General features: G+C 41.3%; 28 protein-coding genes and 1 tRNA gene. 12 read left to right on the plus strand and 17 right to left on the minus strand.

Features of this window, described 5'->3' with window-relative positions; all coding sequences use genetic code 11:
• The first annotated feature begins 24 nt into the window (after positions 1-24).
• Both GZH31_RS10670 and GZH31_RS10675 read left to right on the plus strand, forming a co-directional pair.
• A complete protein-coding gene (locus tag GZH31_RS10670) occupies positions 25-870 on the plus strand; it encodes a VOC family protein (RefSeq protein WP_230235376.1) in 846 nt (281 codons plus the stop codon).
• Positions 867-1,019, plus strand: a complete 153-nt coding sequence (locus GZH31_RS10675) for a hypothetical protein (RefSeq protein ID WP_162898041.1) — start codon at positions 867-869, stop codon at positions 1,017-1,019. Before GZH31_RS10670 ends, GZH31_RS10675 begins: the two co-directional genes overlap by 4 nt.
• Before the next feature lie 70 nt (positions 1,020-1,089).
• On the opposite strand, the gene GZH31_RS10680 is transcribed toward GZH31_RS10675, so the two are convergent.
• From GZH31_RS10680 to rlmE, 8 genes are all read right to left on the minus strand, one after another.
• On the minus strand, positions 1,090-2,043 hold the full coding sequence (locus GZH31_RS10680; RefSeq protein ID WP_180310968.1) for a general glycosylation pathway protein: 954 nt from the start codon (positions 2,041-2,043) through the stop codon (positions 1,090-1,092).
• A 174-nt stretch (positions 2,044-2,217) separates the two neighbouring features.
• A tRNA-Leu gene (locus GZH31_RS10685) sits at positions 2,218-2,302 on the minus strand.
• A gap of 75 nt (positions 2,303-2,377) precedes the next feature.
• Positions 2,378-2,725, minus strand: coding sequence for a preprotein translocase subunit SecG (gene secG / locus GZH31_RS10690; RefSeq protein ID WP_036967228.1), 348 nt, complete (start codon positions 2,723-2,725; stop codon positions 2,378-2,380).
• Between the two features lies 1 nt (position 2,726).
• Entirely contained in the window at positions 2,727-3,476 is a 750-nt protein-coding gene (tpiA, locus tag GZH31_RS10695; RefSeq protein ID WP_036967226.1) for a triose-phosphate isomerase, read from the minus strand.
• 69 nt (positions 3,477-3,545) lie between these two features.
• Complete coding sequence (gene glmM / locus GZH31_RS10700) at positions 3,546-4,901, minus strand: phosphoglucosamine mutase (protein WP_036967223.1); 1,356 nt, start codon at positions 4,899-4,901, stop codon at positions 3,546-3,548.
• Entirely contained in the window at positions 4,894-5,742 is an 849-nt protein-coding gene (folP, locus tag GZH31_RS10705; protein WP_180310969.1) for a dihydropteroate synthase, read from the minus strand. Before folP ends, glmM begins: the two co-directional genes overlap by 8 nt.
• A 114-nt stretch (positions 5,743-5,856) precedes the next feature.
• Entirely contained in the window at positions 5,857-7,803 is a 1,947-nt protein-coding gene (ftsH, locus tag GZH31_RS10710) for an ATP-dependent zinc metalloprotease FtsH (RefSeq protein WP_176714535.1), read from the minus strand.
• Positions 7,804-7,860: 57 nt separating this feature from the next.
• Complete coding sequence (gene rlmE, locus GZH31_RS10715) at positions 7,861-8,490, minus strand: 23S rRNA (uridine(2552)-2'-O)-methyltransferase RlmE (RefSeq protein WP_036967218.1); 630 nt, start codon at positions 8,488-8,490, stop codon at positions 7,861-7,863.
• Between the two features lie 89 nt (positions 8,491-8,579).
• On the opposite strand from rlmE, the gene yhbY reads away from it, so the two are divergent.
• Positions 8,580-8,876, plus strand: coding sequence for a ribosome assembly RNA-binding protein YhbY (yhbY, locus tag GZH31_RS10720; RefSeq protein ID WP_036967216.1), 297 nt, complete (start codon positions 8,580-8,582; stop codon positions 8,874-8,876).
• A gap of 68 nt (positions 8,877-8,944) precedes the next feature.
• Here the strand turns inward: yhbY and GZH31_RS10725 are convergent, their stop codons facing one another.
• The gene (locus GZH31_RS10725) at positions 8,945-10,105 is read right to left on the minus strand and encodes a serine hydrolase (RefSeq protein WP_036967213.1); all 1,161 of its coding nucleotides are present in this window, start codon (positions 10,103-10,105) and stop codon (positions 8,945-8,947) included.
• Between the two features lie 116 nt (positions 10,106-10,221).
• On the opposite strand from GZH31_RS10725, the gene GZH31_RS10730 reads away from it, so the two are divergent.
• The 6 genes from GZH31_RS10730 (at position 10,222) to GZH31_RS10755 (ending at position 16,153) form a co-directional block, all read left to right on the plus strand.
• Entirely contained in the window at positions 10,222-11,025 is an 804-nt protein-coding gene (locus GZH31_RS10730) for a hypothetical protein (RefSeq protein ID WP_074989710.1), read from the plus strand.
• A gap of 190 nt (positions 11,026-11,215) precedes the next feature.
• A complete protein-coding gene (locus GZH31_RS10735) occupies positions 11,216-12,064 on the plus strand; it encodes a MipA/OmpV family protein (protein ID WP_036967207.1) in 849 nt (282 codons plus the stop codon).
• On the plus strand, positions 12,054-12,440 hold the full coding sequence (locus GZH31_RS10740) for a DUF3019 domain-containing protein (protein ID WP_036967206.1): 387 nt from the start codon (positions 12,054-12,056) through the stop codon (positions 12,438-12,440). Before GZH31_RS10735 ends, GZH31_RS10740 begins: the two co-directional genes overlap by 11 nt.
• A gap of 179 nt (positions 12,441-12,619) precedes the next feature.
• Positions 12,620-13,327, plus strand: coding sequence for a response regulator transcription factor (locus GZH31_RS10745; protein WP_036967204.1), 708 nt, complete (start codon positions 12,620-12,622; stop codon positions 13,325-13,327).
• A gap of 10 nt (positions 13,328-13,337) precedes the next feature.
• Positions 13,338-14,627, plus strand: coding sequence for an ATP-binding protein (locus tag GZH31_RS10750; protein WP_065978103.1), 1,290 nt, complete (start codon positions 13,338-13,340; stop codon positions 14,625-14,627).
• Positions 14,628-14,800: 173 nt separating this feature from the next.
• Positions 14,801-16,153: a sodium-dependent transporter gene (locus tag GZH31_RS10755; protein WP_074989701.1), complete on the plus strand. Its 1,353-nt coding sequence runs from the start codon at positions 14,801-14,803 to the stop codon at positions 16,151-16,153.
• Positions 16,154-16,176: 23 nt separating this feature from the next.
• On the opposite strand, the gene GZH31_RS10760 is transcribed toward GZH31_RS10755, so the two are convergent.
• Complete coding sequence (locus tag GZH31_RS10760) at positions 16,177-16,614, minus strand: GNAT family N-acetyltransferase (RefSeq protein WP_074989702.1); 438 nt, start codon at positions 16,612-16,614, stop codon at positions 16,177-16,179.
• Positions 16,615-16,678: 64 nt separating this feature from the next.
• The gene (locus GZH31_RS10765; protein WP_036967192.1) at positions 16,679-17,422 is read right to left on the minus strand and encodes a sporulation protein; all 744 of its coding nucleotides are present in this window, start codon (positions 17,420-17,422) and stop codon (positions 16,679-16,681) included.
• A gap of 224 nt (positions 17,423-17,646) precedes the next feature.
• Here GZH31_RS10765 and GZH31_RS10770 point away from each other — a divergent pair, with 224 nt between their 5' ends.
• The 3 genes from GZH31_RS10770 (at position 17,647) to GZH31_RS10780 (ending at position 20,140) form a co-directional block, all read left to right on the plus strand.
• Entirely contained in the window at positions 17,647-19,218 is a 1,572-nt protein-coding gene (locus tag GZH31_RS10770) for a cation:proton antiporter family protein (RefSeq protein ID WP_036967189.1), read from the plus strand.
• 284 nt (positions 19,219-19,502) lie between these two features.
• Positions 19,503-19,784 (plus strand): hypothetical protein, encoded by a 282-nt coding sequence (locus GZH31_RS10775; protein WP_036967185.1) that lies wholly within the window; start codon positions 19,503-19,505, stop codon positions 19,782-19,784.
• 140 nt (positions 19,785-19,924) lie between these two features.
• Positions 19,925-20,140 carry a DUF3820 family protein gene (locus GZH31_RS10780; RefSeq protein ID WP_065978107.1) on the plus strand — a complete coding sequence of 72 codons (216 nt, stop codon included), beginning with the start codon at positions 19,925-19,927 and terminating at the stop codon, positions 20,138-20,140.
• 316 nt (positions 20,141-20,456) lie between these two features.
• Here the strand turns inward: GZH31_RS10780 and GZH31_RS10785 are convergent, their stop codons facing one another.
• From GZH31_RS10785 to ilvY, 6 genes are all read right to left on the minus strand, one after another.
• Positions 20,457-21,713 (minus strand): ATP-binding protein, encoded by a 1,257-nt coding sequence (locus GZH31_RS10785; RefSeq protein WP_074989703.1) that lies wholly within the window; start codon positions 21,711-21,713, stop codon positions 20,457-20,459.
• 6 nt (positions 21,714-21,719) lie between these two features.
• Positions 21,720-22,412, minus strand: a complete 693-nt coding sequence (locus GZH31_RS10790) for a response regulator (protein ID WP_074989704.1) — start codon at positions 22,410-22,412, stop codon at positions 21,720-21,722.
• A gap of 14 nt (positions 22,413-22,426) precedes the next feature.
• Complete coding sequence (locus GZH31_RS10795) at positions 22,427-22,813, minus strand: DUF3019 domain-containing protein (RefSeq protein ID WP_036967167.1); 387 nt, start codon at positions 22,811-22,813, stop codon at positions 22,427-22,429.
• A 1-nt stretch (position 22,814) separates the two neighbouring features.
• Positions 22,815-23,678 carry a MipA/OmpV family protein gene (locus GZH31_RS10800; protein ID WP_036967164.1) on the minus strand — a complete coding sequence of 288 codons (864 nt, stop codon included), beginning with the start codon at positions 23,676-23,678 and terminating at the stop codon, positions 22,815-22,817.
• Between the two features lie 149 nt (positions 23,679-23,827).
• Complete coding sequence (locus GZH31_RS10805; RefSeq protein ID WP_180310970.1) at positions 23,828-24,877, minus strand: GGDEF domain-containing protein; 1,050 nt, start codon at positions 24,875-24,877, stop codon at positions 23,828-23,830.
• 227 nt (positions 24,878-25,104) lie between these two features.
• The gene (ilvY, locus tag GZH31_RS10810) at positions 25,105-26,007 is read right to left on the minus strand and encodes an HTH-type transcriptional activator IlvY (RefSeq protein WP_036967158.1); all 903 of its coding nucleotides are present in this window, start codon (positions 26,005-26,007) and stop codon (positions 25,105-25,107) included.
• Positions 26,008-26,013 lie beyond the last annotated feature (6 nt).

The raw sequence follows: 26,013 nt of genomic DNA on the forward strand, positions 1-26,013 counted from the left end.
ACCCTATTTTGCAAGGAGCATACTTTGAAATTACTATCCCCATTACGCGCTGCGATTATTGTTGCTGTATCGACGGTGTCCCTCACGGGCTGCCAACTTACCTCCAATGAACTCCCCGCTATTAGTGACTCTGGTACAAAAAACACGGGCCATGTGGTGTGGCATGACTTGATTACGCCAAATTTAGCGGAGTCTAAAGCTTTTTATGGCAAGGTGTTCGGCTGGCAATTTGAACAGGTAAATGACAGCTACACTTTCGCCAAACTCGACGGTAAATTAATTGCAGGCATGGCACAGTTAGATAACACACAAAATGCAAGCCTCTGGTTAAGCCTTATCAGTAGCCAAGATATAACTGATGCCACGAATAAAACACTTGCTGCAGGCGGTAAAGTATTAGTAAAAAGCACTGAAATCAAAGGGCGAGGCACAATTGCCGTATTAGAAGACCCTCAAGGCGCTGTATTTTCATTAATTAATACTGTGAACGGCGACCCCACAGTGAGCACACATGACAATGGGTGGATTTGGCAAGAAGTATGGAGTGATGACCCAATACAAAGCAAAGCTTTTTACCAACGCCTCGGCAATTACTCTTCTAAGGAAAAATCACTGCAACAGCTCAATTACAGCTACCTCGCTGTCGAGGATAAACCTGCCATTGGCTTTGTTAAAAAGCCCGATGCTGAAATCGGTAACACATGGGTTAACTACATTAAAGTCGACGATGTTGATGCAACATTACTTAAAGTAACGGCTGCAGGCGGGGTTATATTAATGGCACCAAATGAAACCGTTCGCAAAGGAAGTGTTGCTATTATTAGAGACCCAGCGGGTGCAGGTCTGGTCATTCAAGAGGAAATAAAATGAAAAAGCGTTTAATTAAAGTCATCACAGTAGTCGCAGCAGCTATTCTATTAAATGCATGTTCACCTTATGCAAGCCTTAATGTAAACGCCCCATTTAAAGTGGGCCCTGTTTATGTTAACCCAAGCATTGGTGTAGGTGGTTCGTTATAAAAACGACCGTCATAGGGCTCATGCGCCCTGTGACGGTATTGCTTTAAGTTATGTGTTTTTCGCCGTCTAATTATTGTAAAGAGGTATTAATTTTGGCACGCTGAACTTGGGTTAATATGCCTTCGGCTTTCGCACCTAAATAGACATAAATAGCCAATGCGATTAACAAACCCACCACCGCAAACATCATCAATACCGCAGGCATCACATATTCTGTTTGACCCAAAGCGGCTTTAAACATCGTAAGTAACGCCTCTATTGACACTGCAATAAGAATGGTTGAGATAAAACGGGTAATAGTGCGACGTGTTGAACTGTGACGAAAGATATCTTTGTGCATTAAAATCTCTTCTTCTAAAATCGTTTTTCCTAGGTCGAAAATAGCAAGGGCTAAGGTAACAAAGATAATAATAGTAAAGGGCTTTAGAGGATCTGAATGTGCCTGCTCGCTCGTAACCAAAGAAAACATGCCCTCGAATACTTTAAATAATAAATAAAATACCAAGCAAAATAAGCAAGCGACAATAAGCCCATACCCTACTTTAAAGTAAGCCGTCATATTCGCTCGTTTCGTATCCCCCATGATGAACTCGATAAGTTCGGTGAGGCACACATCAATAACGACGTAACACGGAGCGCCTTCTTTGAATTGAACAGACTTTATAACCGAAATACATAAATGCCTCGTGGCCGTTGATACATAGGGTGAGGTGAAATGTGCCTCTGTCGAGTTTGATATCGCTGTAAAGTAGGGTCGAGCGCTTAAATCTTGCCCTGCCCCTCTATTAGCTAAGTCTTTCTTATACTGGGGTTTAAAGCACACATTATTACCTAGCTGAATCCCCTGCTCATCTAAACAATACTGCAACTCTAAAAAGGGATACTGCTTAATGAGGGGTTGAACATCTTTTTTTTGAGCAAGCGCTGTATGCACACTTGCCAGAATTGAAAGCAATAAATTTTGAATCAGCCCTTGGTATTCTTCATATCGTTCTATTGCGCTTAAATAACTCATTCTTGCCATAATGGCATCCTCTGGTGAACACACACAAGATAACAAGCAAGGAGAGAACCAAGTTATATATATCTTACAAATCAATGAGGTAGAGTATTAACAGAGGGCGAACAGCACCAAAAAAGTGCAAAAACATACCGAAACGAAAAAAGCCGTGACTTTTAGGTCACGGCTTTTTAAATTTGGTGCGGATGGGGGGACTTGAACCCCCACGGCCGAAGCCACCACCCCCTCAAGATGGCGTGTCTACCAATTCCACCACATCCGCATACAATTCTGTATGATGTTAAGCTGTTTGATTTACTGAGGAGATAAATCGCTTAACAATAATTAGCAACGCTAATTAATTTGGTACGTCAGAGCTTTTCTCTTCTGTCACTGGCACATCAGTTTGTGCTGGAGTAACAGTTTCAACAGCTGGCGCAGCCTCTAGGTTTTCCCACTCGTCCGTCTTTTTAATTTGACCGGCAGTCAGGTTACCTAAAACAATACTTAACACGAAGAAAATCGTTGCAAGAATTGTTGTTGTTTTTGTCATGAAGTTGCCTGCACCTGATGAGCCAAACACTGTAGCAGACGCACCTGCTCCAAATGATGAACCCATATCAGCGCCTTTACCTTGCTGGATTAAAACCATACCAACAAGCGCTAAAGCAACAATTAAATAAACTACTAATAAAATTTCGTACATCTTATACGGTCCCTTTTGCACTTTCACAAATAGCAGTAAATGATTCTGCTTTTAGACTTGCGCCGCCTATTAGGCCGCCATCTATATCTGGTTGTGCAAATAATAATTCGCTATTTTTTTCATTCACGCTACCACCATATAAGATGGTTAGCTGTTCAGCTAAATCACTATCCGCAGAAGCAATTTTCTCACGGATAAATTTATGTACAGCTTGCGCTTGCTCAGGAGAAGCAGTCTTACCTGTGCCAATGGCCCAAACGGGCTCGTATGCTACCACAGAATTCTTCAGTGCTGCTACACCTAATTTGTTAATTACAGCATCAATTTGTGCTGCAACCACTAATTCGGTTTCATTCGCTTCACGTTGTTCTTCGCTTTCGCCAACACATAAGATAGGTGTTAAACCAACGTGTTGAGCGCGAGCAAATTTATCCGCAACTACCGCATCAGATTCACCATAAATACTGCGACGCTCTGAATGCCCTACTAAGGTATACGTTGCGCCTAAGTCTTTAATCAGCTGAGCATCTACTTCACCCGTAAACGCACCCGCTTGGTTTTCTGAGACCGTTTGCGAACCGACAACAACATTTTGTTGTTGCAGCGAACTTATCAACGGGAATGGTGGAAACACCACAATATCAAGTTCATCAGACTGAACATTTTTGATAGCGTTTGCTAATTGTTCAACAAGTTCTAACGAACCGTTCATTTTCCAATTGCCTGCTACCATTGGCTTACGTGTTGCCATATTTCCACTCCACATTAGAAAGCGGGCAAGATACTAACTCGACTTGCCCAAAGTTACAAGAGGTTATTGTTATCCCTCGGTTTGTTTGCTCACAGATTCGACAATTTCAGCAATTTTTTGTGCGCTGTCTAGTACTGTTTTCTCTTGATCAGCCTCTACCATTACGCGAACAACAGGTTCTGTCCCCGATTTGCGAAGTAGAACACGCCCTGTATCACCTAATTTTTCTTCGATTTGTGCCACAATATCGATAACAGCTTGTGCTTGCGTTGGATCCGTACCTTGAGGGTAACGAACATTGATCATTTTCATCGGGTATTTTGTAAAGCCAGCACCTAAGTCTTGCAGTGTTTTATTCTGTGCAACCATGGCAGCTAACACCTGCAAACTCGAAATAATACCGTCACCAGTACTAATTAAATCAAGATTCAATACATGGCCTGAGCTTTCGCCTCCGATTTTCCATCCTTTCTCTTGCAAAAGCTCCATGACATAACGATCGCCAACTTTACTGCGAGCAAAATCAATACCACGCGCTTTTAATGCATTTTCAAGCCCCATGTTTGACATGACCGTGCCAACAACACCCCCACCCAACATATCGTCGTTTGCAGCTTGGCATGCAATAATATAAACAATGTCATCACCATCGAAGACACGTCCGTTGTGGTCAACCATCATCACACGGTCACCGTCACCGTCGTACGCAATACCAACATCGGCATCATGCTCAAGTACTTTGCGCTTGAGTGTTTCAACGTGAGTTGCACCGCATTCAAGGTTAATGTTGACACCATTTGGTTCACACGCATGACAAATGACTTCTGCACCAAGCTCACGCATAACAGACGGGGCTATATGATAAGTTGCGCCATTAGCACAATCTAATACGATTTTTAGACCCTCTAATGATAAACCTTGAGGGAATTGGCTTTTACAAAACTCAATATAACGGCCATCAGCCGTTTCTAAACGACGTGCTTTACCTAATTTATCTGAAGCTACGCAAGTCATTGGCTCTTCCATCATGGCTTCAATTTCAAGCTCAACTTCATCCGCTAGCTTCAAACCACGACTAGAGAAAAATTTAATCCCATTATCATGATAAGGGTTATGTGATGCACTAATAACGATGCCAGCTTCAGCACGGAAAGTTTGCGTTAAATAAGCAACCGCTGGGGTCGGCATAGGGCCAAGTAGGACAACATCAATGCCTGCAGCAATAAGACCTGCTTCCAGTGAAGTTTCTAACATATACCCAGAGATACGCGTGTCTTTACCAATAATAACCTTCTTGGTACCAATTTTTGATAATACGCGTCCAGCTGCCCAACCAAGTTTTAATGCAAACTCTGGAGTAATAGGGTATTCGCCCACCATGCCACGAACGCCATCCGTGCCAAAATATTTTCTTGTTTTACTCATTTATAATTCCTTTCTTACATGCTTGCCATACGGTCAACACATCTAAAGTTTCTGAAACATCATGCACACGAATGATTTTTGCCCCATTTTGGGCAGCAATTAAAGCACCTGCTAAACTGCCAGCTAAACGCTCATCCGTGCTTTTATTTAATAAATTACCAATCATGGATTTGCGTGATAAACCCGCAAGGACCGGTAAATTGAATTGATTAAACTCGTCAAACCTATCAAGAATTTCGTAGTTGTGCGCGAGCGTTTTCCCAAAACCGAAACCGGGATCTAAAATAATACGTTGTTGCTGAATCCCCGCTTGCTCACATGCTTCGATACGCTCGGAAAAAAAGTCATTAATATCTGCAAATAAATCCTCATACTGTGGATTACTTTGCATCGTGCGAGGTTGTCCTTGCATATGCATCAAGCAAATTGCAACGTCAGGGTATGCAGATAATACTTCAATAGCACCGGGCTCTTGTAATGCCCTAACATCATTAATGATATCTGCACCCGCTAAAATAGCCTGACGCATGACCTCACTTTTGCTGGTATCAATTGAAATTATACAGTCGCTTGTTTTTCTGAGCGCTTTAACCAGAGGGATAACACGGTCAAGCTCATCTTCCAATGAAACGTCAGGGGCACCAGGGCGTGTCGACTCACCGCCAATATCAATGATTTTTGCGCCTTGTTCTAAGAGTGTATGAGCTTGTTTGACAGCGCTGTCTAGTTGGCAATAATTGCCGCCGTCTGAAAATGAGTCAGGAGTGACATTTAAGATCCCCATCACAACAGGGGTATCGAGGTGTAAAGTGCGGCCTCGAGGTAAACTAACAGTGGTCATCTATCACCTATACTGCTTCCATGGCGAATGTTTAGGTGCTGCACCTAAACGATTTTTTATGTCGCTACAAAAAAGCCCCGGCAAGCGGGGCTTTTGCTAATCGTATTTTAACGATTATTCAGCTTTGTCATCAAGGTTTGTTTCATCCTTTTTTACTGAATCATCCGATTTTGACTCTTCAGCAACAGGTTCAGCCTTGGCAGCTGGTTTTTTATCATCTGGACGACGGTCATGCATGTCACGCGGTTCGCGCACTGGCTGACGAGCCATTAAATCGTCAATCTGACCCGCATCAATTGTTTCGTACTTCATTAATGCATCTTTCATCGCGTGTAAGATATCAATATTGTCTTTTAAGATTTGCTCAGCACGTTGGTAATTACGATCTGAGAACAAACGAATTTCGCTATCGATAACTTTTGCTGTTTCATCTGACATGCTCATGGCACGGCTTCCACCGCCACCCATGTACATCTCGTTTTGATCTTCAGCATACAGCAGTGGACCTAACTTTTCGCTTAAGCCCCATTGAGTAACCATTTTACGTGCGATGTCTGTCGCGCGCTCAATATCGTTACTTGCCCCTGTGGTTACTTTGTCTTCACCATAAATCAGAGCTTCTGCAATACGACCACCGTAAAGACTAGAAATCATTGACTCTAGTAACTCTTTAGAGTGACTCACACGGTCTTGTTCAGGCAAGTACATCGTAACACCTAGTGCACGACCACGTGGAATAATAGACACCTTATAAACAGGGTCGTGTTCTGGCACCATACGGCCCACAATCGCGTGACCTGCTTCATGATAAGCGGTCATCTCTTTTTCTTGTTCGCTCATCACCATGGTCTTACGCTCTGCGCCCATCATGATTTTATCTTTTGCTGCATCAAACTCAGCCATGCTAACAACACGCTTGTTGCCGCGCGCTGCATATAGCGCCGCTTCATTTACCAAGTTTGCAAGGTCAGCACCTGAGAAACCAGGTGTACCCCGTGCAATCACAGCGGCCTCAACGTTATCGCCTAATGGCACTTTACGCATGTGCACTTTCAAGATTTGCTCACGACCACGAATATCAGGTAAACCAACTACAACTTGGCGGTCAAAACGACCCGGACGTAATAACGCGGGGTCAAGTACATCTGGGCGGTTTGTCGCTGCAATAACGATAATACCTTCATTACCTTCAAAGCCGTCCATTTCTACTAGCATTTGGTTTAGAGTTTGCTCACGTTCATCGTGACCGCCCCCCATGCCTGCACCACGTTTACGACCTACCGCATCAATTTCGTCGATAAAGATGATACACGGGGCTGCTTTTTTCGCTTGTTCGAACATGTCACGGACACGTGATGCACCCACACCAACAAACATTTCTACGAAATCAGAACCTGAAATTGTAAAAAATGGTACTTTTGCTTCACCAGCAACCGCTTTCGCTAAAAGAGTTTTACCCGTACCCGGAGGACCTACCATAAGTACGCCTTTAGGGATACTACCACCCAGCTTTTGGAATTTTGATGGATCACGTAAGAAGTCCACTAACTCTGTGACATCTTCTTTCGCTTCATCACACCCGGCAACATCAGCAAACGTTGTTTTAACTTGATCTTCGCTCATTAGGCGGGCTTTGCTCTTACCGAAAGACATCGCCCCTTTGCCGCCACCGCCTTGCATTTGACGCATGAAGAAAATCCACACACCAATAAGCAGTAACATTGGGAACCAAGAGATTAAAATGCTGGCGAGGAAAGACTGCTCTTCAGGCTTAACACCTTTAACATTTACATTGCTTTTCAATAAATCATTCAAAATGTCTTTATCATACATTGGCATGATAGTTTGAAAGCGCTCACCATTTGTTTTGGTACCTGTAATGGTGCCGGTTGTGCTTTCAATAGAGACCTCTTGAATAGCGCCGCTACGTGCGTCACTAACAAATTGAGTGTAACTTGTTTGGCGATCTGCTTGATCACCACCATTAAAGCTCTGAAACACTGACATTAGCACAACTGCAATGACCAGCCAGAGTATTAGATTTTTCGCCATATCGCTCAAGGGGTTAACCTCTTGTATCCAATTAATTTAAATTCAACTTAACGCAGCACAACTGTACTACAGTTTGTAGCCTGTCGCCACTATATAAACTTCCCGAGAACGGGCACGCGAAGCATCGGGCTTTCTAATTTTTACCGCCTTAAAGCTATTACGTACGTCCTGTAAGTATTGATCAAATCCTTCTCCTTGGAATACTTTGACACAAAAAGCGCCATTTTTCTTCAAAACTTGATGACACATGTCGAGCGCAAGTTCGACAAGATACATACTACCAGCTTGATCAACTGATGTATTGCCACTCATATTCGGTGCCATATCAGAAAAAACGACATCAACATTTTTACCGTCAATACGTGTTAATAATGCATCAAGCACAGCTTCTTCACGGAAGTCACCTTGCAAAAAATCAACACCTGCTAAAGAATCCATCGGTAAGATATCACAGGCAATAACCTGCCCTTTATCACCTACTTTTTCAGCTAAATACTGAGACCAGCTGCCGGGTGCGGCCCCTAAGTCAACCACTGTCATAGCCGGTTTAATTAATTTATCTTTATTTTGAATTTCGTCTAATTTGAATACCGCACGAGAACGCCAACCTTTCTTTTGCGCTTCGTGAACATAAGGATCGTCGAAATGTTCCTTCAACCAACGCTTAGAACTGGCTGAATGTTTTTTGTTTGCCATAAAATTAATACGTAACTAATTAGTAATATTCTCTAGATGGCGTTAGAATACCCTTAATTCAAGCCATATTCAGCAAAATTTGTAACATCATGAAATTATCGAACAAACAAAAGCAGTTTTTAAAAGGTCAAGCACACAGTTTAAAACCGGTTGTATTACTTGGTGCAAATGGTTTAACAGAAGGCGTTTTAGTTGAAATCGAAAGCGCACTTAATATTCACGAGCTTATCAAAGTAAAAGTACCTACCGACGAGCGTGAGACTAAAGCATTGATTTTTGATGCAATTGTTCGCGAGACCGGCGCAGAAAAATTACAAACAATTGGTCATACAATTGTGCTTTATCGCCAAAGCGAAGAGAAAAAAATTCAGCTTCCTCGCGGCTAATTTTGCAACAAAGTCATGCAATAAACTAAAAGCCAGCGCAGAGCTGGCTTTTTTGTAACTAAATTTTATTACTTAAGCGTTTTATCTTCTCTAACGAACTTAAGCGTCCGATTTATAAATTCGGTGGTTAATTCGTTGATCAATCCTGTCTCGGCATTGAGTACTAAGCTAAAACCAATATTTAAATAAGGAAACACCACTAAATCACTTCGGTAACCTTGCACCCAGCCACTATGATAATAAAGTACTTCATCATCATAGTTGTATACCCGCCATCCAAGCCCGTAATATGCATCTTTAACATGACTGCGCCACACTCTTCGACGCGTCTCTTTTTTGGTGTGTGTATACGGTCGGGTTTGTTTGATTAGTGCATCTAAAGGCAATACTTCGGGGTATTGACCTAGCTGCGCGTTAAGCCAAATAGCCATATCGTTTGCGCTGGCATTAACCCCTGCGGCAGCTGCAACCTTGTAGTAATTTTTCTTTAACCGAGATGTATACCACCGTTTTCGGCCACGAACATGAGGGTGAGCAAAATTATCGTCGCGGACCATGCCATCATAACCCACACTCGCATCGACCATTTTAAGGGGGGCAAAGATATATTCAGAAATCCAATGCGTGTAGTCCATTTGAGTCGACTTTAAAATCACCGAGTCAATTAAGCTAAACATCACATTTTGATAACCGTAACATTCACCCGGCTTACATATTGGTTGCACGCTCAGCAGTTGCTCGACGATATCAGGGTAACTCATTCGCGATTCAATCAGATTATCATACGCATTCGGCACTAAGCCGCTTGAATGACTTAAAATATGGTAAATTTTTAAATCATCTTTATAAACGGTATTGGAAAACTCAGGAATAAACTTACTCAGAGGATCATCGATATTAAACTCCCCCTGCGCAGCAAGTTTTGAGGTTAATGACCCTGCAAAAGTTTTTGATACGGATGCCAAACGAAAACGCGTGTGTTTATCAACCTTTCGGCCATTGTCTATTTTTGTGCGGCCTATCCCCCGCACAAAATCATCTTCTCCGACTTTGACAATTGAAAGCGCTCCACCTGGAATACCTTTACTTCTTAATTTTCGAGATAAGTACGTATTGTAATCGTCTAAAAATGTCTGCCATTGTGAACCGCTACCTGCAGCCTGACTGCTAAAAGAAAGCAGTAAAAGAAATGAAAATAGACAAATGATAATAGGTGCTGAGTACTTCATTATTTATTTTTTTAATCTGTTTCGGAAGTTTCTCATAACATAATATCATGAACTTTTGCTTCGACTAACGTACAATGCGCACAATCTTAACTTTTTTCATGGGTAGACTTATTTTTATGCGCTTACTTGTCGTTTTGCTTTTTACTTTAATTTCAGCCGGTTGTGCCCTAAGACCAGAACCAGCTCCGTTGTTAGTAATGCCAGAAAAGCCATTGCTACAAAGCCAACGTTATCAAATAAAGTATGAAACAGACCATGCAGCACCTAAAGTTAAGTCTGTGCAGTTACCGGCTCATACTGTCAGTAAAAATCAAACAGTGACGATTGTTGCCGACAAAACGAGCGTGACAGATACGCTTTATTCACAAATTTCTGAATCGTTAGTGGCAAAACAATTAAAGGTTGTTGATGAAGGTCAAGCGGATTACACGCTCTCAATCCATCAATTAGATTTAGAGTTGGTTGCTGACACTGAGTACACACTCGTAAAACCACAAAAACCATTTCCTTTATTCGATGATATCGCGGTTCAGTTCCCAACTAAGCAGTGTGCAACAATGCTTGGACAAGTGAGTATGCGTTTAACACATAAAAAAACCGGTGATGTAGTTTGGTTTGCAAAATCGTCTATCGATAGCGCAAGCTTTCACCGCGAGCCACTTATTTACAGCTTTGAACAGCAGCAAATGATTAAAAATGAACTCGAAGTTGCCAGTTTCATTCATGAGCAAAACACTGAGCAAGCTCGTCTTGAGCGCATTAACAAAAACATTGAGATACCTGCTTATCAAACTATTTCACGTATGACAGCTCTAACGAAAGAACAAGGCCCGTGTAATCGTACAGAGATAAGCGCGCTGACACCGATGATGCAATACTACCTCACCAGTATTTTAATCGACAAAATTAAAGTCCAGTGAGTCATCTATAAACGCTCACACTGTTAATGTGGCTGCTTTTCTTACCTACTACCCTCAAGGAAAGCAGCGTTTAATTTAAGCCACACTTTTTAACACACCTGATTACACCCCTACATTTTTTTACAGATTTCGGGAACTCATTAACAATATACTATATCCTAGTACGAGCTTATTTTTATTAGTAACAAGGATGACAAACTTGCGAGCCTGCAGCGCCCTTTTATTTATCTACTTATGCATTTTTAGCACGTCGAGCCAAGCAAGTAATCGTTATTACGCCGACAATACACTCGAACCAAGCCAAGGTTTTGCCTGGGATTGGGGAATTGGTGCAGGGTATTATGCTGAAGATTCATACCTTGTTGGCATGGACTCCTATAATGATGGATTTGAGCCCGATATCCATCTTGCTGTCTCTTACGAGAAATTTTACCTCGATTACGACCAAAGCCAATTAAGTGGTGGCCTTTCTCTTGGCTACAGCATTATAGATAAATTTGAGTGGGGTCTTGATATTGTCGGGACGAATGTTCAATCAGGGTTTGACGAAACAGGTTTAACGTTTTACGGCGACGATGTTATCGCGGAACTTGAGGGAATAAAACGCCGCAATTATGATTTTGATGTTGGTCTTCGCCTGTCCCGCCGCTTTGAAAATTCACACATTTCTTTTGAATATTTACACGATGTATCTGGCACTCATAATGGCTGGGTAATGAATTCATTTTTTAGTCAGATCATTCCATGGCGAAACTGGGAATTTCGTTCAGGTGTTGGCCTGAGTGCCTACTCAAGTGACTTTACCAATTACTATTTTGGGATTTCGCAGCCCGAATCACGCGCTGACAGACCTCTGTATATCCCAGATACATCATACAGTCTCATTTTTGAGTTTCATGCGGAATACCCGCTTAATCAGCACTGGGTCTTTTTAACGGGTTGGTTATCAACTTGGTTTTCAAATGACATTCATCAAAGCCCTATTATATCGCAAGAGTATCAGCATAAAGCCAAGGTAGGCCTGCGCTATGTTTTTTAAATACTACTTTTTGTTCGCCTTACCCATTGCACCCGTCAATGCACAAGAACAGACAGCCGATAGCAATACTCTTGTTGCAATACCTGATACCTGTGTGGCACTGCGTGAAGGACGAAATTGTTACGCTGATGTTGAAGTTTCTTGGCGACAGCAGCAAATAGGAAACTACTGTTTACGTAATTCCGACAGCAAACATATTATTCAATGCTGGCTTATGCAGCACAAAGGGCTGTTTAGGTATGAGTTTGACTCTACAGAAACGGTCGGATTTGAGTTGATTAATAGTGATAATGGAAAAATTGTCGCCTCCACTGAAATACAGTTACAGTGGGTATATAAAAACCGTCAGAAAAAACGTCGTTGGCGACTGTTCTAATACCATTCCGCTTAATTAAGTGGTCTATTTTGAGGCAATAAAACCGCGTTGATAACAAGGCAAAAATTTAGTTATTTAGTTGTTCTAAATCAGAAATTTTTAACGCAGGTAGCGACTGGTTTGATCACTCAAAATGATTAAGTATTTTTGCGGATTGGTATAACTATTAGGAGTAGATAATGGAGCATTACGGAACAATTTTACTCGTTGAAGATGATATTTCTTTGGCGAATTGGGTAGCCGAATACTTAACAGAGCAAGGTTACAATACCACACTTTGCCAGCGTGGCGATCTCGTTGTTGAACAAGTTCGCACCTCACCGCCCGACCTCGTATTACTGGATATTATGCTACCAGGGCAAGATGGCATCAGCGTTTGTCGCGACTTAAGGCAGTTTTATCATGCCCCCATTATTATGCTGACCGCCCGAGATGATGAAATGGATGAGGTTATTGGTCTAGAAGTGGGTGCCAGTGATTACATGATGAAACCAGTGCGTCCTCGAGCATTACTCGCCCGTATTAAAGCGGCTCTTCGTTCTCAGTCTGACAAACAAGACTCAGCCACTGAATCGAGTATTATTACAGTAGGCAAGTTAGCGATTCATACCGATTCTCGCACGGTTTACTTTAATGATGAAGAAGTTCATATATCAAGTGCCGAATATTTATTACTGCACTACCTTGCGAGTAATGCAGGCCAAGTTGTTTCAAGAGACGCCGTTTTCAAAGCAACAAAAGGGCGAGAATACGACGGTTTGGACCGTAGCGTTGATGTGCTTATTTCATCATTGCGGAAAAAATTCAGTGATGATCCTCAACATCCCGAAAAAATAAAAACAATTTGGGGACGAGGTTATCTACTGGTCGCCACGGCTTGGCAATAGATTTAAACCTGTGAAAAAGTTTTATATTTCTCTTCTTGGCAGCGCACTTATCTCAATTATTGTATTGGGCTGGCTAATTGACGCCTTTAGTCAGCAAACTCATACGCCACAGGATGAGTTTTATAACCAAACACAAATGATTAAAGGCTTTGCTAAACAACTGGCTGCTATGGCCCCGACCGAGCGTGAACGGGCAATAAAACAGTTAAACAGCGACTTTAATGTGCAACTTGAATATAGACCCACCCAATCACTCGCACTGCCTCATTCATTACTGCAGCAAATAACCCAACCTAACGGCTTAATTCTTGAAGATCAACAAGGTTACTATTTACTGTACAGTGAAGCCTCTCTTGGAGCACATCATCTAAAAATGCGCCTTGGTAAAGACCCTATACACGACCAAGGCAACGACGTGTTACTTACGCTTTTATTTTATGCTGGTTTGTGTGTTTTTATGGGCTTTATTATTACCCCTCTCGCAAAACGCTTAACAGTATTAAATGAAGCGGCAAAACGATTTGCTAAAGGAGACTTAAGCAGCCGTATTCATGTGTCTCATTTCACGTATATACGAGATGTTGAGCTGACCTTTAACCGAATGGCGAGCCAAATTGAGAAGCTATTAGACGAAAATAAATTAATGGCGTCGAGCTTGTCTCATGATATCCGCACGCCTATTGCCTGTTTACGATTTGGTTTAGAAGCCGCACAAGACTGTCCAAATGAAGAAAAACGTCTTGAGTATTTAGCACGCATGGAACAAGACCTTGATCAAATGGAGTCTATGCTAAAAAGTTATCTCGCATTTGCAACGTTAGAACAAAAAGCGAACCAGTTAACTTTTAATGAATCAGATTTACACAGTTACTTACTGACTGTAATCCATCAAGTAGAGCCAAAGTTAGAGCAACGCGCTTTACATTTAGAACATGATATTAAGACAGGATATATTTGCGCTGATCTTCATTGGTTAGCTCGCGCAATTGTAAATTTATTAAGTAATGCATGCGATTTCGCACACTCAGACATCCTCATTACAGCGCACTGCTCACCAGAGCTCGTGGTGATAAACGTAGAAGATGACGGACCAGGGGTCAATGAGCAAAACTGGCATAAAGTATTTAGTCCCTTTTTCCAAGAACAAACTCACCGTAACCGTGATGGAGAAAGTTACGGGCTTGGCCTTGCAATCGCAGCCAAAGTCGCAGATTGGCACCACGGAACCATCAGTGTATCTAAGAGCAAAAAGCTCGGTGGCGCTTGCTTTACACTTTCAATTCAGAATAAAAGCCCCTAAAAATGTTTCAATTGTGTTAATTCTTTCGTATTGTTACGCCCAATAGATTGAAATCTACGCTGACACGACACACGGTAAGACATAGAGCAAAATTGCCCGTCATTAACCCTTTTTATTTAGCGTTAATTCAAGTAGATTGTCAGCGCCGTCACAAATAGAGAAGTAAAAATAATATGAGCGCATCACGCGGGGAGTTCAGCTCTCGCTTTGGATTTATTATGGCAGCTGCAGGCTCTGCGGTTGGCCTAGGAAACATTTGGGGTTTTCCCACTCAAACAGCAAGTAATGGCGGTGCCGCATTTTTAGTTGCTTATTTAATTTTAGCATTTTGTTTAGCCTATCCGGCGTTAATGGCAGAGCTTGTCATAGGACGTCATGGTCAAGCAAATGCGGTTAGCGCTTTGCGTAAGGTAACCAATCAAGCGTGGCAAAAGAAGTTTGCGTTTTTAGTTGGGTTTGGGGGCATTATCTGTGCAGGCTTAATCCTCAGTTTTTATGCCATTGTTGCCGGATGGATGTTAAGCGCAACACTTGAACCCATTGCTCAATTAACAGGGCAAGTGCAAGCCCAGACCTGGCTAAGTGAGCAGTCACTCTCAAGAAACATCATTTTTACCGCCGCGTTTATTATTTTAACGATTGCTATTATTTCAAAAGGTGTCGAAAACGGGATTGAAAAATGGTCAAAGCGCTTAATGCCTGCGTTACTGGGTATTCTGTTTATGTTGATCATTTACGTAATGACACAAGAAGGTGCTGTTGAAGGTCTTAAAGCTTATTTAGTGCCTGATTTTTCGTCTATTTTGAACCCTGAGTTGTTAGTCAACGCGCTAGGACAAGCCTTCTTTTCACTGTCTTTAGGCACCAGCGTAATGATCATTTACGGCTCGTATATAAGTAAAAAAGAAAACCTCGTTTCACTTGGCGCCTATGTCACGTTGATTGATGTATTTATTGCGTTTGTCGCGGGTTTATTAATTATTCCAGCCATGTATGTTGCGCAAGCGCAAGGTGTGCAAATTTTCTCAGCTGAGGGCACCCTGCTTTCTGAAGATACATTGGTATTCCAAGTGTTACCGGCCCTATTCACGAGCATGGGCTATGTGGGTATTTTTGTCGGCTTCGCCTTTTTTGCACTAATGAGTATTGCGGCATTAACATCGTCAATCTCGATGCTTGAGGCGCCGGTATCATACGCTGTTGAACGTTTTGCACTGAAACGTCTGCAAGCAACGTGGTTAATAGGCGGGTTAATTGCGCTCGTCAGTTTTACTATTGTGTTTAACCTTGGCTCATTATTTGGCTTTGTGATCACACTGACCACAAAAATAGCGCAACCACTGCTTGGCTTAATGTGCTGTATTTTTGTTGGCTGGATTTGGCATCGCAGTGCGTTACTAAAAGAGATTCAACAGGGCTGCCCAGAAGCCGGCAATAGCTTTTTTTGGAAAGTATGGCCTTGGTATATCAAGTTTGTATGCCCCATTGCCATCGCACTCGTGTTTGCAAACTCACTGTTAAGTTAACAAATTTTGCAGTAGCCCTGTGGCTACTGCAAACACATATCTTGGTGTGGTATTCCATCTTCAAGGTAATCTTCACCCACACACTTAAAACCTAACTGTTGGTAAAAATCGACTAAATAGCATTGCGCGCCAATTGTAATAGCTCGCTCAGGCCAATGTTGCTGGCAAGTATCAATGGCCGTTTGCACTAACTGTTTTGCCAGACCTTGACCGCGAAAATCAGCAGTCACTAACACCCGCCCAAATGCACTCAATTCAGTATTTTTTGGGTAACAACGAGCATAAGCCGCAAGCCTATTGTCCTTAAATAAACACAAGTGCAACGTTTCTTGATGGTTATCAATATCATCTATTTCAGGGTATGGACAGGTTTGCTCTACCACAAATACATCCACTCTGGCACGAAGTATACTCAATAACTCATCTTTGCTTAACGCACCATAAGTCTTAATTGAAAACATAACTCTCCCTTTAATAACAAAAAACCCAGCCAAAGCTGGGTTTCTAGGTTTTTAGCTTAGCGTATTATGCGAACAATCGCTCAAGCTGATCACACAATTGCGATAAATTCACATGATCATGTTCAATGGTTAAATCAACATATCCATCGCCTCTAAAGGCACGGTCAAGTTCAATCAACACATGTGTTTTATGGGCTTCAGGCACAAAAGACAATTCGATTTCTTGTAATCCAAATAAACTGCGGCTATTCGGTCTGTATTCTAGTTCTTGATAGCAACCTGAATGTGATTGAAAGGTAGGCGCTCGCAAGTACCCTTTTTCGACATCAGCCTTCACCAAATTAAAACCAAGCTTGTCCATTGCTTGCATTAAGGTGCTTACCGCATCATTCGGATACACATGGAGCGAATCACGGTCTGTTGGGTCAAGTGCCATATCAATATCTAAGCCTGTTTCAATCCAAACATGCGACTGATTATACCCTGCGTTGATCTCTGTCATTGGCGTTTCAGAATGTAAACGCGCCTCGAAAGGAATGTGCTTTTCTTCACCCGCGGCAATTGTACCAATCTCGTTAATACGCCACTTTTCTATAATGTGATTGGTGAAGTAATCTCCATCATCACTTTGTACCTTCACGCGCGTCATTAACGCTAAGTCTAAGCCCGCGATTTCCTGTTCAACATCCCCGCCTTTAATCACAATGACAGCGTTAAATTTTTGGCCGGGTTGTAAATGTTCTGTCTCTAGTACAGTGTCTACTTTTGCTGCACCAATACCAACTGATGCAAGGATTTTCTTAAACATCTTTTCTCCTTAAGCCAGGTTCTATAACAAATTGGCTTAAATTCCTTCGTTACTGCATCTTAACCACAATTAAAAGCCAATGTCAGCGAAAAAATGTTACTTTTGGCGCATTAATCAATAAATAACGCAAAAGTGTTTATTTTTTAAACTCTTTATATTCGTTAGTGTTTTCCAATATAGAATATTTCGCTACACTCATAACAAATGAAGTCAAAAGAAGAATTATGGAACTTATATACTTTGCTACCGCGTTTGTATGTGGCTTTGCTGTTTATCAGCTAAAGCTTCCTCCCCTTATTGGTTTTTTGTTGGCGGGCTTCGCCCTCAACTTATATGGCTACAAAACAACAGAACTACTCAATACTCTCGCAAGCTTAGGTGTAACACTTCTTCTGTTTAGCATCGGCCTAAAACTGAAAGTCTCTAACTTAATAAAACCCCAAGTGTGGGCACCAGCCTCAATTCACATTGTGCTTAGTAGCACGTTATTCAGTGCTTTTATGCTATTGCTGGGTGCGCTTGCACTGCCCCTTTTTGATCAGCTCACGTGGCAAAGTGCCTTACTCGTTGGCTTTGCATTTAGTTTCTCAAGTACTGTATTTGCAGTTAAAGTACTTGAAGAGCGCGGAGAAATGGCAAGCCTACACGGTAAAATCGCTATCGGTATCTTAGTGATGCAAGATATCTTCGCGGTTATTTTCTTAGCCATTAGTACGGGCAAAGCACCTAATATGTGGGCACTGGCACTATTAATAGGCTTACCTGTTTTACGCCCCCTTATGTTTTGGGTGCTCAACCGTTCAAAACACGGTGAACTATTGCCTTTATTTGGTTTTTTCTTTGCACTCGTACTTGGATATCAAGCATTTGAATTTGCAGGCCTTAAAGGTGATTTAGGCGCGCTTATCATCGGTATGATGTTTGCGTCGCACAAGAAAGCCGGTGAGTTATCAAAATCACTACTTAATTTGAAAGATATTCTTCTTGTAGGGTTTTTCTTAAATATTGGCTTAAATGCAGAACTAACGACTCATGCCGTGTTAGTTGCCATGGTGATTGTATTTGTATTACCTATCAAAGTGGCGCTTTATTATGTACTGACTAATCTCTTTAAACTACGCGCGCGTACCTCACTGTTAAGTGCTTTTAGCCTCTCTAACTACAGTGAGTTTGGGTTAATTGTGTGTGCTGTTGCAGCAAGTAGCAATATGATCACCAGTGAATGGCTCGCTGTAATGGCTATTGCCGTATCTGTTACCTTTATATTGGCGTCTCCTTTAAACAAACGTTCAAACGAAATTTATGTCAAACTAGAAAACTGGCTGCTCAAATTTGAAAGCGATACGCGACTTGCCGAAGAGTTACCAGTAAACCTAAATGACACAAAAATTGTTATTTTTGGCATGGGTCGTATTGGCACTGGTGCGTACGAAACGATTAGTCAAACACACCCTAATCTCGTTGCAGGTATTGATATTAAGCCCGATGTGGTAGAAAAACATATTAAGCGTGGCCGACGGGTACTCATAGCAGATGCGACTGACCCTGATTTTTGGCAACGCGTAAATCATTCTCATGTGGGCATGGTTATGCTCGCAATGCCAAAACATATGCAGAATATTTTTGCCCTTGAACAGTTACGTGCCTCGGGTTATCAAGGCCAAGTTACTGCTATTGCGAACTACCCAGATCAGCAAAAAGAACTAGAAGATATGGGCGTAGATTCAACCTATAACTTCTATTTAGAAGCCGGTAGTGGCTTTGCTGAACATGTAAAACAAAAACTTTTTTCTTGATGTAAAAAATAATTCTCAGCACCTAATTATGGTACTGAGAATTATTTTCATTATATTCATATACTTGCTTAGACATAGAAATTAACCCCATACCTGACGTACCCACCCTAGGTCATTCTTATTTACAAAGCTTTACATGCAAATTAGCAATCATTGTCAAAAAAGGAGTAAACTGGGCTTAGATACTACGCTAAGTATCTATTTTTAACACAAAAAAAGTTTATCAGTCTGCTTGCGTACTTCATGATTTATGCACTACTGTTAGACTGTTTAAGGTTGTTTAAATGAAAAATAAGTTTACCAGAGAATCTTTAGCAAACACGGATGATGCACATTCCGGGAAACTTGTAGATATTCAACAGCAGCTTGATGAGTTACAACAAAATGGCATGACAGCGATGGATATTAGAACTGTGCTATTCAACAAGATGCTCGATGTTTATCAAGTTCCGCGTGATCATTTTCTTCGTGACAGTGAAACACCTGAGCGAATTGACGACCCGACTATCGTAACGAGGCTCAAGCAGCTTGGGTTTTCGAAAAAGAGTCGCCAACAACTACATTAGCATTCAGTATTATTTTGCAGTAGTCATTCCGAGGGCCTACCTCCCTCACTAAATAGGCTGTTTCTTGCCCGTCACAGCCTATTTTCTCTTTCCTATTTGCCGTATCATTCATAATAAATATAAGTCCAATTGAGACAGTAATGGATACAGCCCAATTAAAGCTCGCGATAAATACAAAAATGCCGTTTGGAAAGTACGCTGGTCGCCCCCTCTTATTGCTACCTGAACCCTATCTTGTATGGTTTAAACAGCAAGGATTTCCAGACACACAACTTGGCGCGCAACTAGCAATGATGTACGAAGTAAAACTCAATGGTTTAGAGAAAATGCTGATGCCATTATTAGATGAAAAATAATTTCAATTTTCGTGAACTTTTACTTTTGAACGTAGTCTATTACTTTGCTACTTGTTTATTTTTGGTTTTAACCACAGAAAAAGCGCCTAAGGCGCTTTTTTTATGTCTGCTAATGAGTGACTACACGTTAGCTTAACGAAGAGAGTTATGCTGACGTAAAAAACCGTGTAATAACGAAGGTAATACTTTGTAATTGAGGTGCCTTGGCAATTGCTCCTGCACTATTCGGCCTCCTACAAGCATGCAGTCGCCAACCAGAAGTTTTTAACACAACTGACGTCAAGCGTTAGGTTTAGTCACTCAAAATGATGACCTATTAATGCACAGTGGTATAGTCGAGCTTATAGAGGCGAATAATAAATTTTGCCCCACCCAGCTCAGAATTACCCAGTTCTGATTGCCCTTGATGCCAGCTTACAATTTTTGCCACAATAGCAAGACCTAAACCAAATCCACCGGTTTTTTTATCTCGACTCTTATCTAAACGTGTAAATGGCTTAAATACACTCTGCCACTCACTTGGGGCAATACCGGGGCCATCATCTTCAACATTGAGCTGTATATAATCAGGAAATTCTTGCAAACTCACTTGAATTTTATGGGCTGCATACTTTTGAGCATTCCCCAGTAAATTTTGAATGCAGCGTGCCATAAAGTGCTCATCACATTCGTAGTAGAGCTCTGCCGGCGCATTCAATTGCACATCAATGTCAGTGGCAAACTCTAGTTTATTCACAACACTATTAATCAATGCCGTTAAATCACAAGGGCGACGCGTTAAACTTGGCTGATGGGAATCAAGGCGGGCATATTCAAGCATTTCTGACACTAAGGCTTCAAGCTCAGCAATGTCTGCTTGCATGTTATCGATGTAATCGAATGACTTTTCATTTTCTATTTGCTCTTCAAGCATAGCAACCGCAAATTTTAACCGTGCTAAAGGCGTTCTAAACTCATGAGAAACTGATGAAGTAAGCTCTTGTTGAGCTGCAAGCAAATATTGGATGCGTTCTTGCATCGCGCTTAAGGTATCGGTGATTGGTAAGAAAAATGATTTAGACGCATCATGAAGTTCAAAATCTTGTGCGCCACCGACCGCCTCACAAGCAAGTGTCAGCTTATTGAAGTCGCGCCACAGTAAGAAACTCCATAAGCCTACAGGCACACCAATCACGGTTAATAATAGAAAGTAAGGCCAAACCGAGCTAAAACTTGGATTGGACACTGAAAAAGGACCCACATGCAACAACTGCTTATCATTCAGTGCTATGTACCAAATGACTTCTTGTTGGTGATTAAAAAGATAAAGGTGTTTATCAGCGTTTAACTTGGCGTTTAATTCTTCAGGTAGAGCGACATCATTACGGTTAATGCGTTCGCTATTAAACGCTTGCTGTAATTTTTCTAGTCCCTCTTCTGTTTGACTTAAGAGCCAGAGAGATTTCCCAAACTCTTGGTCGAGGGCGATGTGTTGTTGAGTATCTTCATAGGGCCAAAGTTGCTCAATGACCCCACTAACCAGAAACAAAGAAACTATTATATAAAGGTATAAGCTTGCAAACAGTTTCCCCATTAATACTTACATTTCCCATGCATCAGATACGAACAAATAACCTTGTCCCCACACCGTTTTAATACGATAAGGCTTATCACTGTTATCACCCAGCTTTTTACGGATCCGTGATACACGTACGTCAACTGTACGGTCTAAACCATCGTATTGACGACCAATCATATGTTGATGAACATGCTCACGACTTAGCACCTCACCTGCATTTGACGCTAATAACCAAAGCAATTCAAATTCATGAGACGTAAGTGTAATTTCATTACCTTTGAGTGTAACAATGCGACTGGTTTTATCAATGCTTAAATCGCCAAAGGTAATTTCTTCAGGGATTTTGTTTGTTGCTTGGCCACGGCGAAGTAATGCATTAATTCGTGCAAGTAAAACACGCGGCTCAGCCGGCTTAATAACGTAGTCATCAGCACCAAGCTCAAGACCAATAACTTGGTCAAAGTCTTCACCTTTTGCTGTCAGCATTAAAATCGGTAGGCTATATTTATCGCGTACCTGACGGCATACACTAAAGCCATCTTTACCGGGTAACATAACGTCTAGAATCATTAAATCTACCGGGTTGTTTTCAAGGTAATCAAACACTTCATCGCCGCGTTCAAGGACCGCAACATCCAACCCGTTATGCTGAAGATAGTCCCGTGTTAACTGTTGTAAACCGAGATCATCTTCAACAAGTAAAATCTTTGCCATTGGTTGCTCCTGAATTAAAATAAGCTCCACGGTGAGCGTAATCTGCGTCTCGTTGTTTTTGCTTCAGTGCTTTGCACTTCAACTTTAGCTGTTGCAATTTTACTCCCCGTGTGCGGATTGATTAAGGAGTATATTGTTTCAACCTGAACACGCGCTTTATGATGTAACTGCGCTTTTCGAGTGTTCTTCCAGCATTGAATTTGCTGATTATTTTGGTACAAACACACATCTTCAGGCTGCGCCACTTGCCAACTTATTTTTAACTGAAGATCGCAAAAATCATGCTGCTGTAATACAACACACACTTTGGGTGAGATAGCTAAGTGAGTCGCTTGTGCGTGACTCGGGAACCCCCAAATAACAGCAACAAACACACACAGACTTAAAACAAAATACTTCATATTAAAAAATATGATTGAATCCTATAAAAGCAGTCATTGAATACGTGTGTTCAAAAAGCGGACTGTCATCCACGGCTGAGTAGTCATAATATGCTAAATGAAAACGAAGAGAGTTAGTCTCACTCAGAGGCCAACGGGCGTCGATTTTAGCATAAGGTTGCCAGCTACTGCCAACACCAATTACCCCATTTAAAGACTCTTCGGCAGATAAACCATAAAAATAATCATTTAGTTTGGCTGATTTGTACCAAATGCCTACGCTCGGCATTATTTCAAGGTCATCGACTTGATAATGTGCTTGCCATTGTAATGCACTTCGCATTCCTTGGTAGACCCCAGATACATCAGCTAAAGCTTGAAAAGAGAAAATATGGTTATCACGTACGTAGTGGTAGCTCACGCCCGCATCAAGTGCCCAACGACGTTTACGTACATCGTCAATTGTCACCCTTTTCTTAACGAGTTCGTCACTGGTCGTTGATTCAACCATGAAGCTATTTGATGTTTGCAGTGCAAACACATTACTTGGATGAAAATCAATAAAAAAGCGAGTTTCAGGATTAAACTCGGTCACAAAATTAACAACGTGTGAAGCACTTTCATGAAAAGAATAACCGAGGCGGCCATTATCAAAAAACCACTTTTCGCTGTAATAGGCTATTTCAGGTAGCACTACTAAGGGTAAATTTTTACCACCATGTAGCGGGTTCGTCATGACACCAATACCCGCATTAACACTTACGTGCCAGCGATTAATATCGATTTCTTGACTAGCCACACGGCTTTCACGTTCAGTGCGTGTTGATTCATCGGCATAGACTTTACTTGAAAGCAAAAGCAGCACAGAAAAAACGATTACGCACATCCTGATCGTCTGAGACTTCATTATTATTGTTACGACCAAAGAGAATTATGCAATGACACCATACTACCAAGTTGTGAATAAACTGTCCTTAGCAAGTTACAACTATTCACAAATTTGATACATTTATACGCAGTAAGTCTATCACTTTGTTACTCTTCAATAATTTCTATGCGATTACGACCGTGCTTTTTAGCGAGATAAAGTGCCTTACCAGCTTTTTTAATGAGTTGATTTGGTTGACTATTTATTGATTTAATTGCAATACCAAAGCTTGCGGTGACATAACCCAGTACAGTCGTGGAAGCAGGATCTTTAATGTGTAATTTTGTGATGGCTAAACGCAGTTGTTGAGTAAAGTTAGTCATATCACTGATGCTGGCAAACTGCGCAGTGAAACAGAACTCTTCTCCCCCATAACGATAAACTTGGCCAGCACTTGCGATATACTTCAGTAATTTTACCGCAACAGCACGTAAGACTTGATCACCTTTTTGGTGACCAAAAGTGTCGTTAAATACTTTAAAGTGGTCAATATCGACCATCACTAGCACAGCGATTTCGGCTAAATCATCACGCTGACAAAAAACGGTAATATCTTCATCAAATTTGCCGCGATTAAAAAGCCCAGTGAGCGTATCTTTTTCAGCTTTTCTTTTTGAATCAATCAGCTCTTGTTTTAGCGTTATAATTTTTGCATATGCTAGGGCTAGTTGATTTTGAAAATCTTGCGTGCGATTTTGTAATGCGGCTGATTCGTTAGTTAAACGCTCAACACAGTGAAGTACATCATCGAAGCCTCTTTCTTTACTAATATCAGCATCGTGTAACTTCTCCCTGCATGCATATAATACCTGATTAAACTGCGTTGATTGATTAAGCGCTGCAGTTAAATCATGTTGGACTTGCCCTACAACATCATCAAAACTATTCGAAAGCTGATTAAATAAGGATAGGTCATTGACTGAAAGGTACTTGTTGAATAAGTAGTTAGCTTGCTCATAACTACAGCCATTAAATCTGCTAATAAAGCCATCCAGCTCTTTATTTAAATCATGGTTCTTGTCACTAACATAGCAATACCAAATTGCATAATTAAGCGGCGTTATGGGAATTTTATATTTCACCATTAATGGAATGGCTAGCTTTAAACAGTGGCTAGAATAACCTAAAGAATGAGCGGCTTGAGCAGACAATACCATGTGTCGTTGCCATGAATTTTTATTATTTTAAATTACGGTAGCAACACATTGAAAAAAATCAATAAAAAAGCAATTTAACAGACATAAACCAGTACAAACCACGAGTTAAACTTTTAAAAAACCATACTAAATAACTATAAAAAAATAATATACCTATACAAAAACAGAACAACCAAAAGAACCAAATTAAACTCATACACCCAACCAAATAAGCGAGCATAAAAGTATTAGATTGCCTGTTGAGTTAACGATTGCGCAATACTCCAAATCGCATTCAGTGCCGGGTCATGCCGCTCTTTGTTGAGTACCGCTAAACCAATATCAAAACCAGGAATAGTTTGTTCGGCATCACTAATAATTTGAACTTTATCTTTTAGCGGACTGTTGTCGAGCACGATCTTCGGCACCATTGCCACCCCTAAACCCAAACTCACCATTGATACCATGGCTTCATGTCCCGCTACTTGTGCATAAATTCGACCATGAATGTTTTTCTTACGCCACCACTGCTCTAAACGCTGTCGGGATAACCCCTGCTCTGCCACGATAAACTCAAGGTTTGACCAGGCAATATTATTTTCATCTTTAAGCTGCTCACTAATAGGACACACAATTTTAGGAGCAATAAGTACCAAAGGCGAGTAACCAATACTGGTGAATGCTATTTGCCCCGGTAACTTAGCAGGTTTTGCTGCAATGGCCATGGCTTCATGACCATCTAAAACCCGATTAATAGCCAGTGCTGGATCACCCGTATTTAAAGTTATTTCAATATAGGGATGCTGCATCCGTAGCTGTTCTAATATCTGATGTAAAAAACTATACGAGGCGGTGACCGAACAATAAATACTCACATTACCGTATATATGCTGCTGTGGCTCTTGTACATTCGCTTTGAAACGGTGCCAATTCGCTAACGTTGCGTTAGCATATTCAATAAAAGACTCACCCTCTCGAGTTAATTTAACCGTGCGATTATCTCGATTGAACAAGACGACGCCAACCTCCTCCTCAAGCTGCTTAATGTTTCGGCTCAGTGTCGGAGCACTGATATGGCAAAGCTCACTGGCCCTCGCAAAGTGTAATGTTTTCGCCAATGCTAAAAAGTAATGTAGATGCTTGTGATCCATAATTTC

Origin of the sequence: Pseudoalteromonas sp. JSTW (assembly GCF_013423925.1) — a bacterium.
GTDB classification, from domain to species: Bacteria; Pseudomonadota; Gammaproteobacteria; order Enterobacterales; family Alteromonadaceae; genus Pseudoalteromonas; species Pseudoalteromonas lipolytica.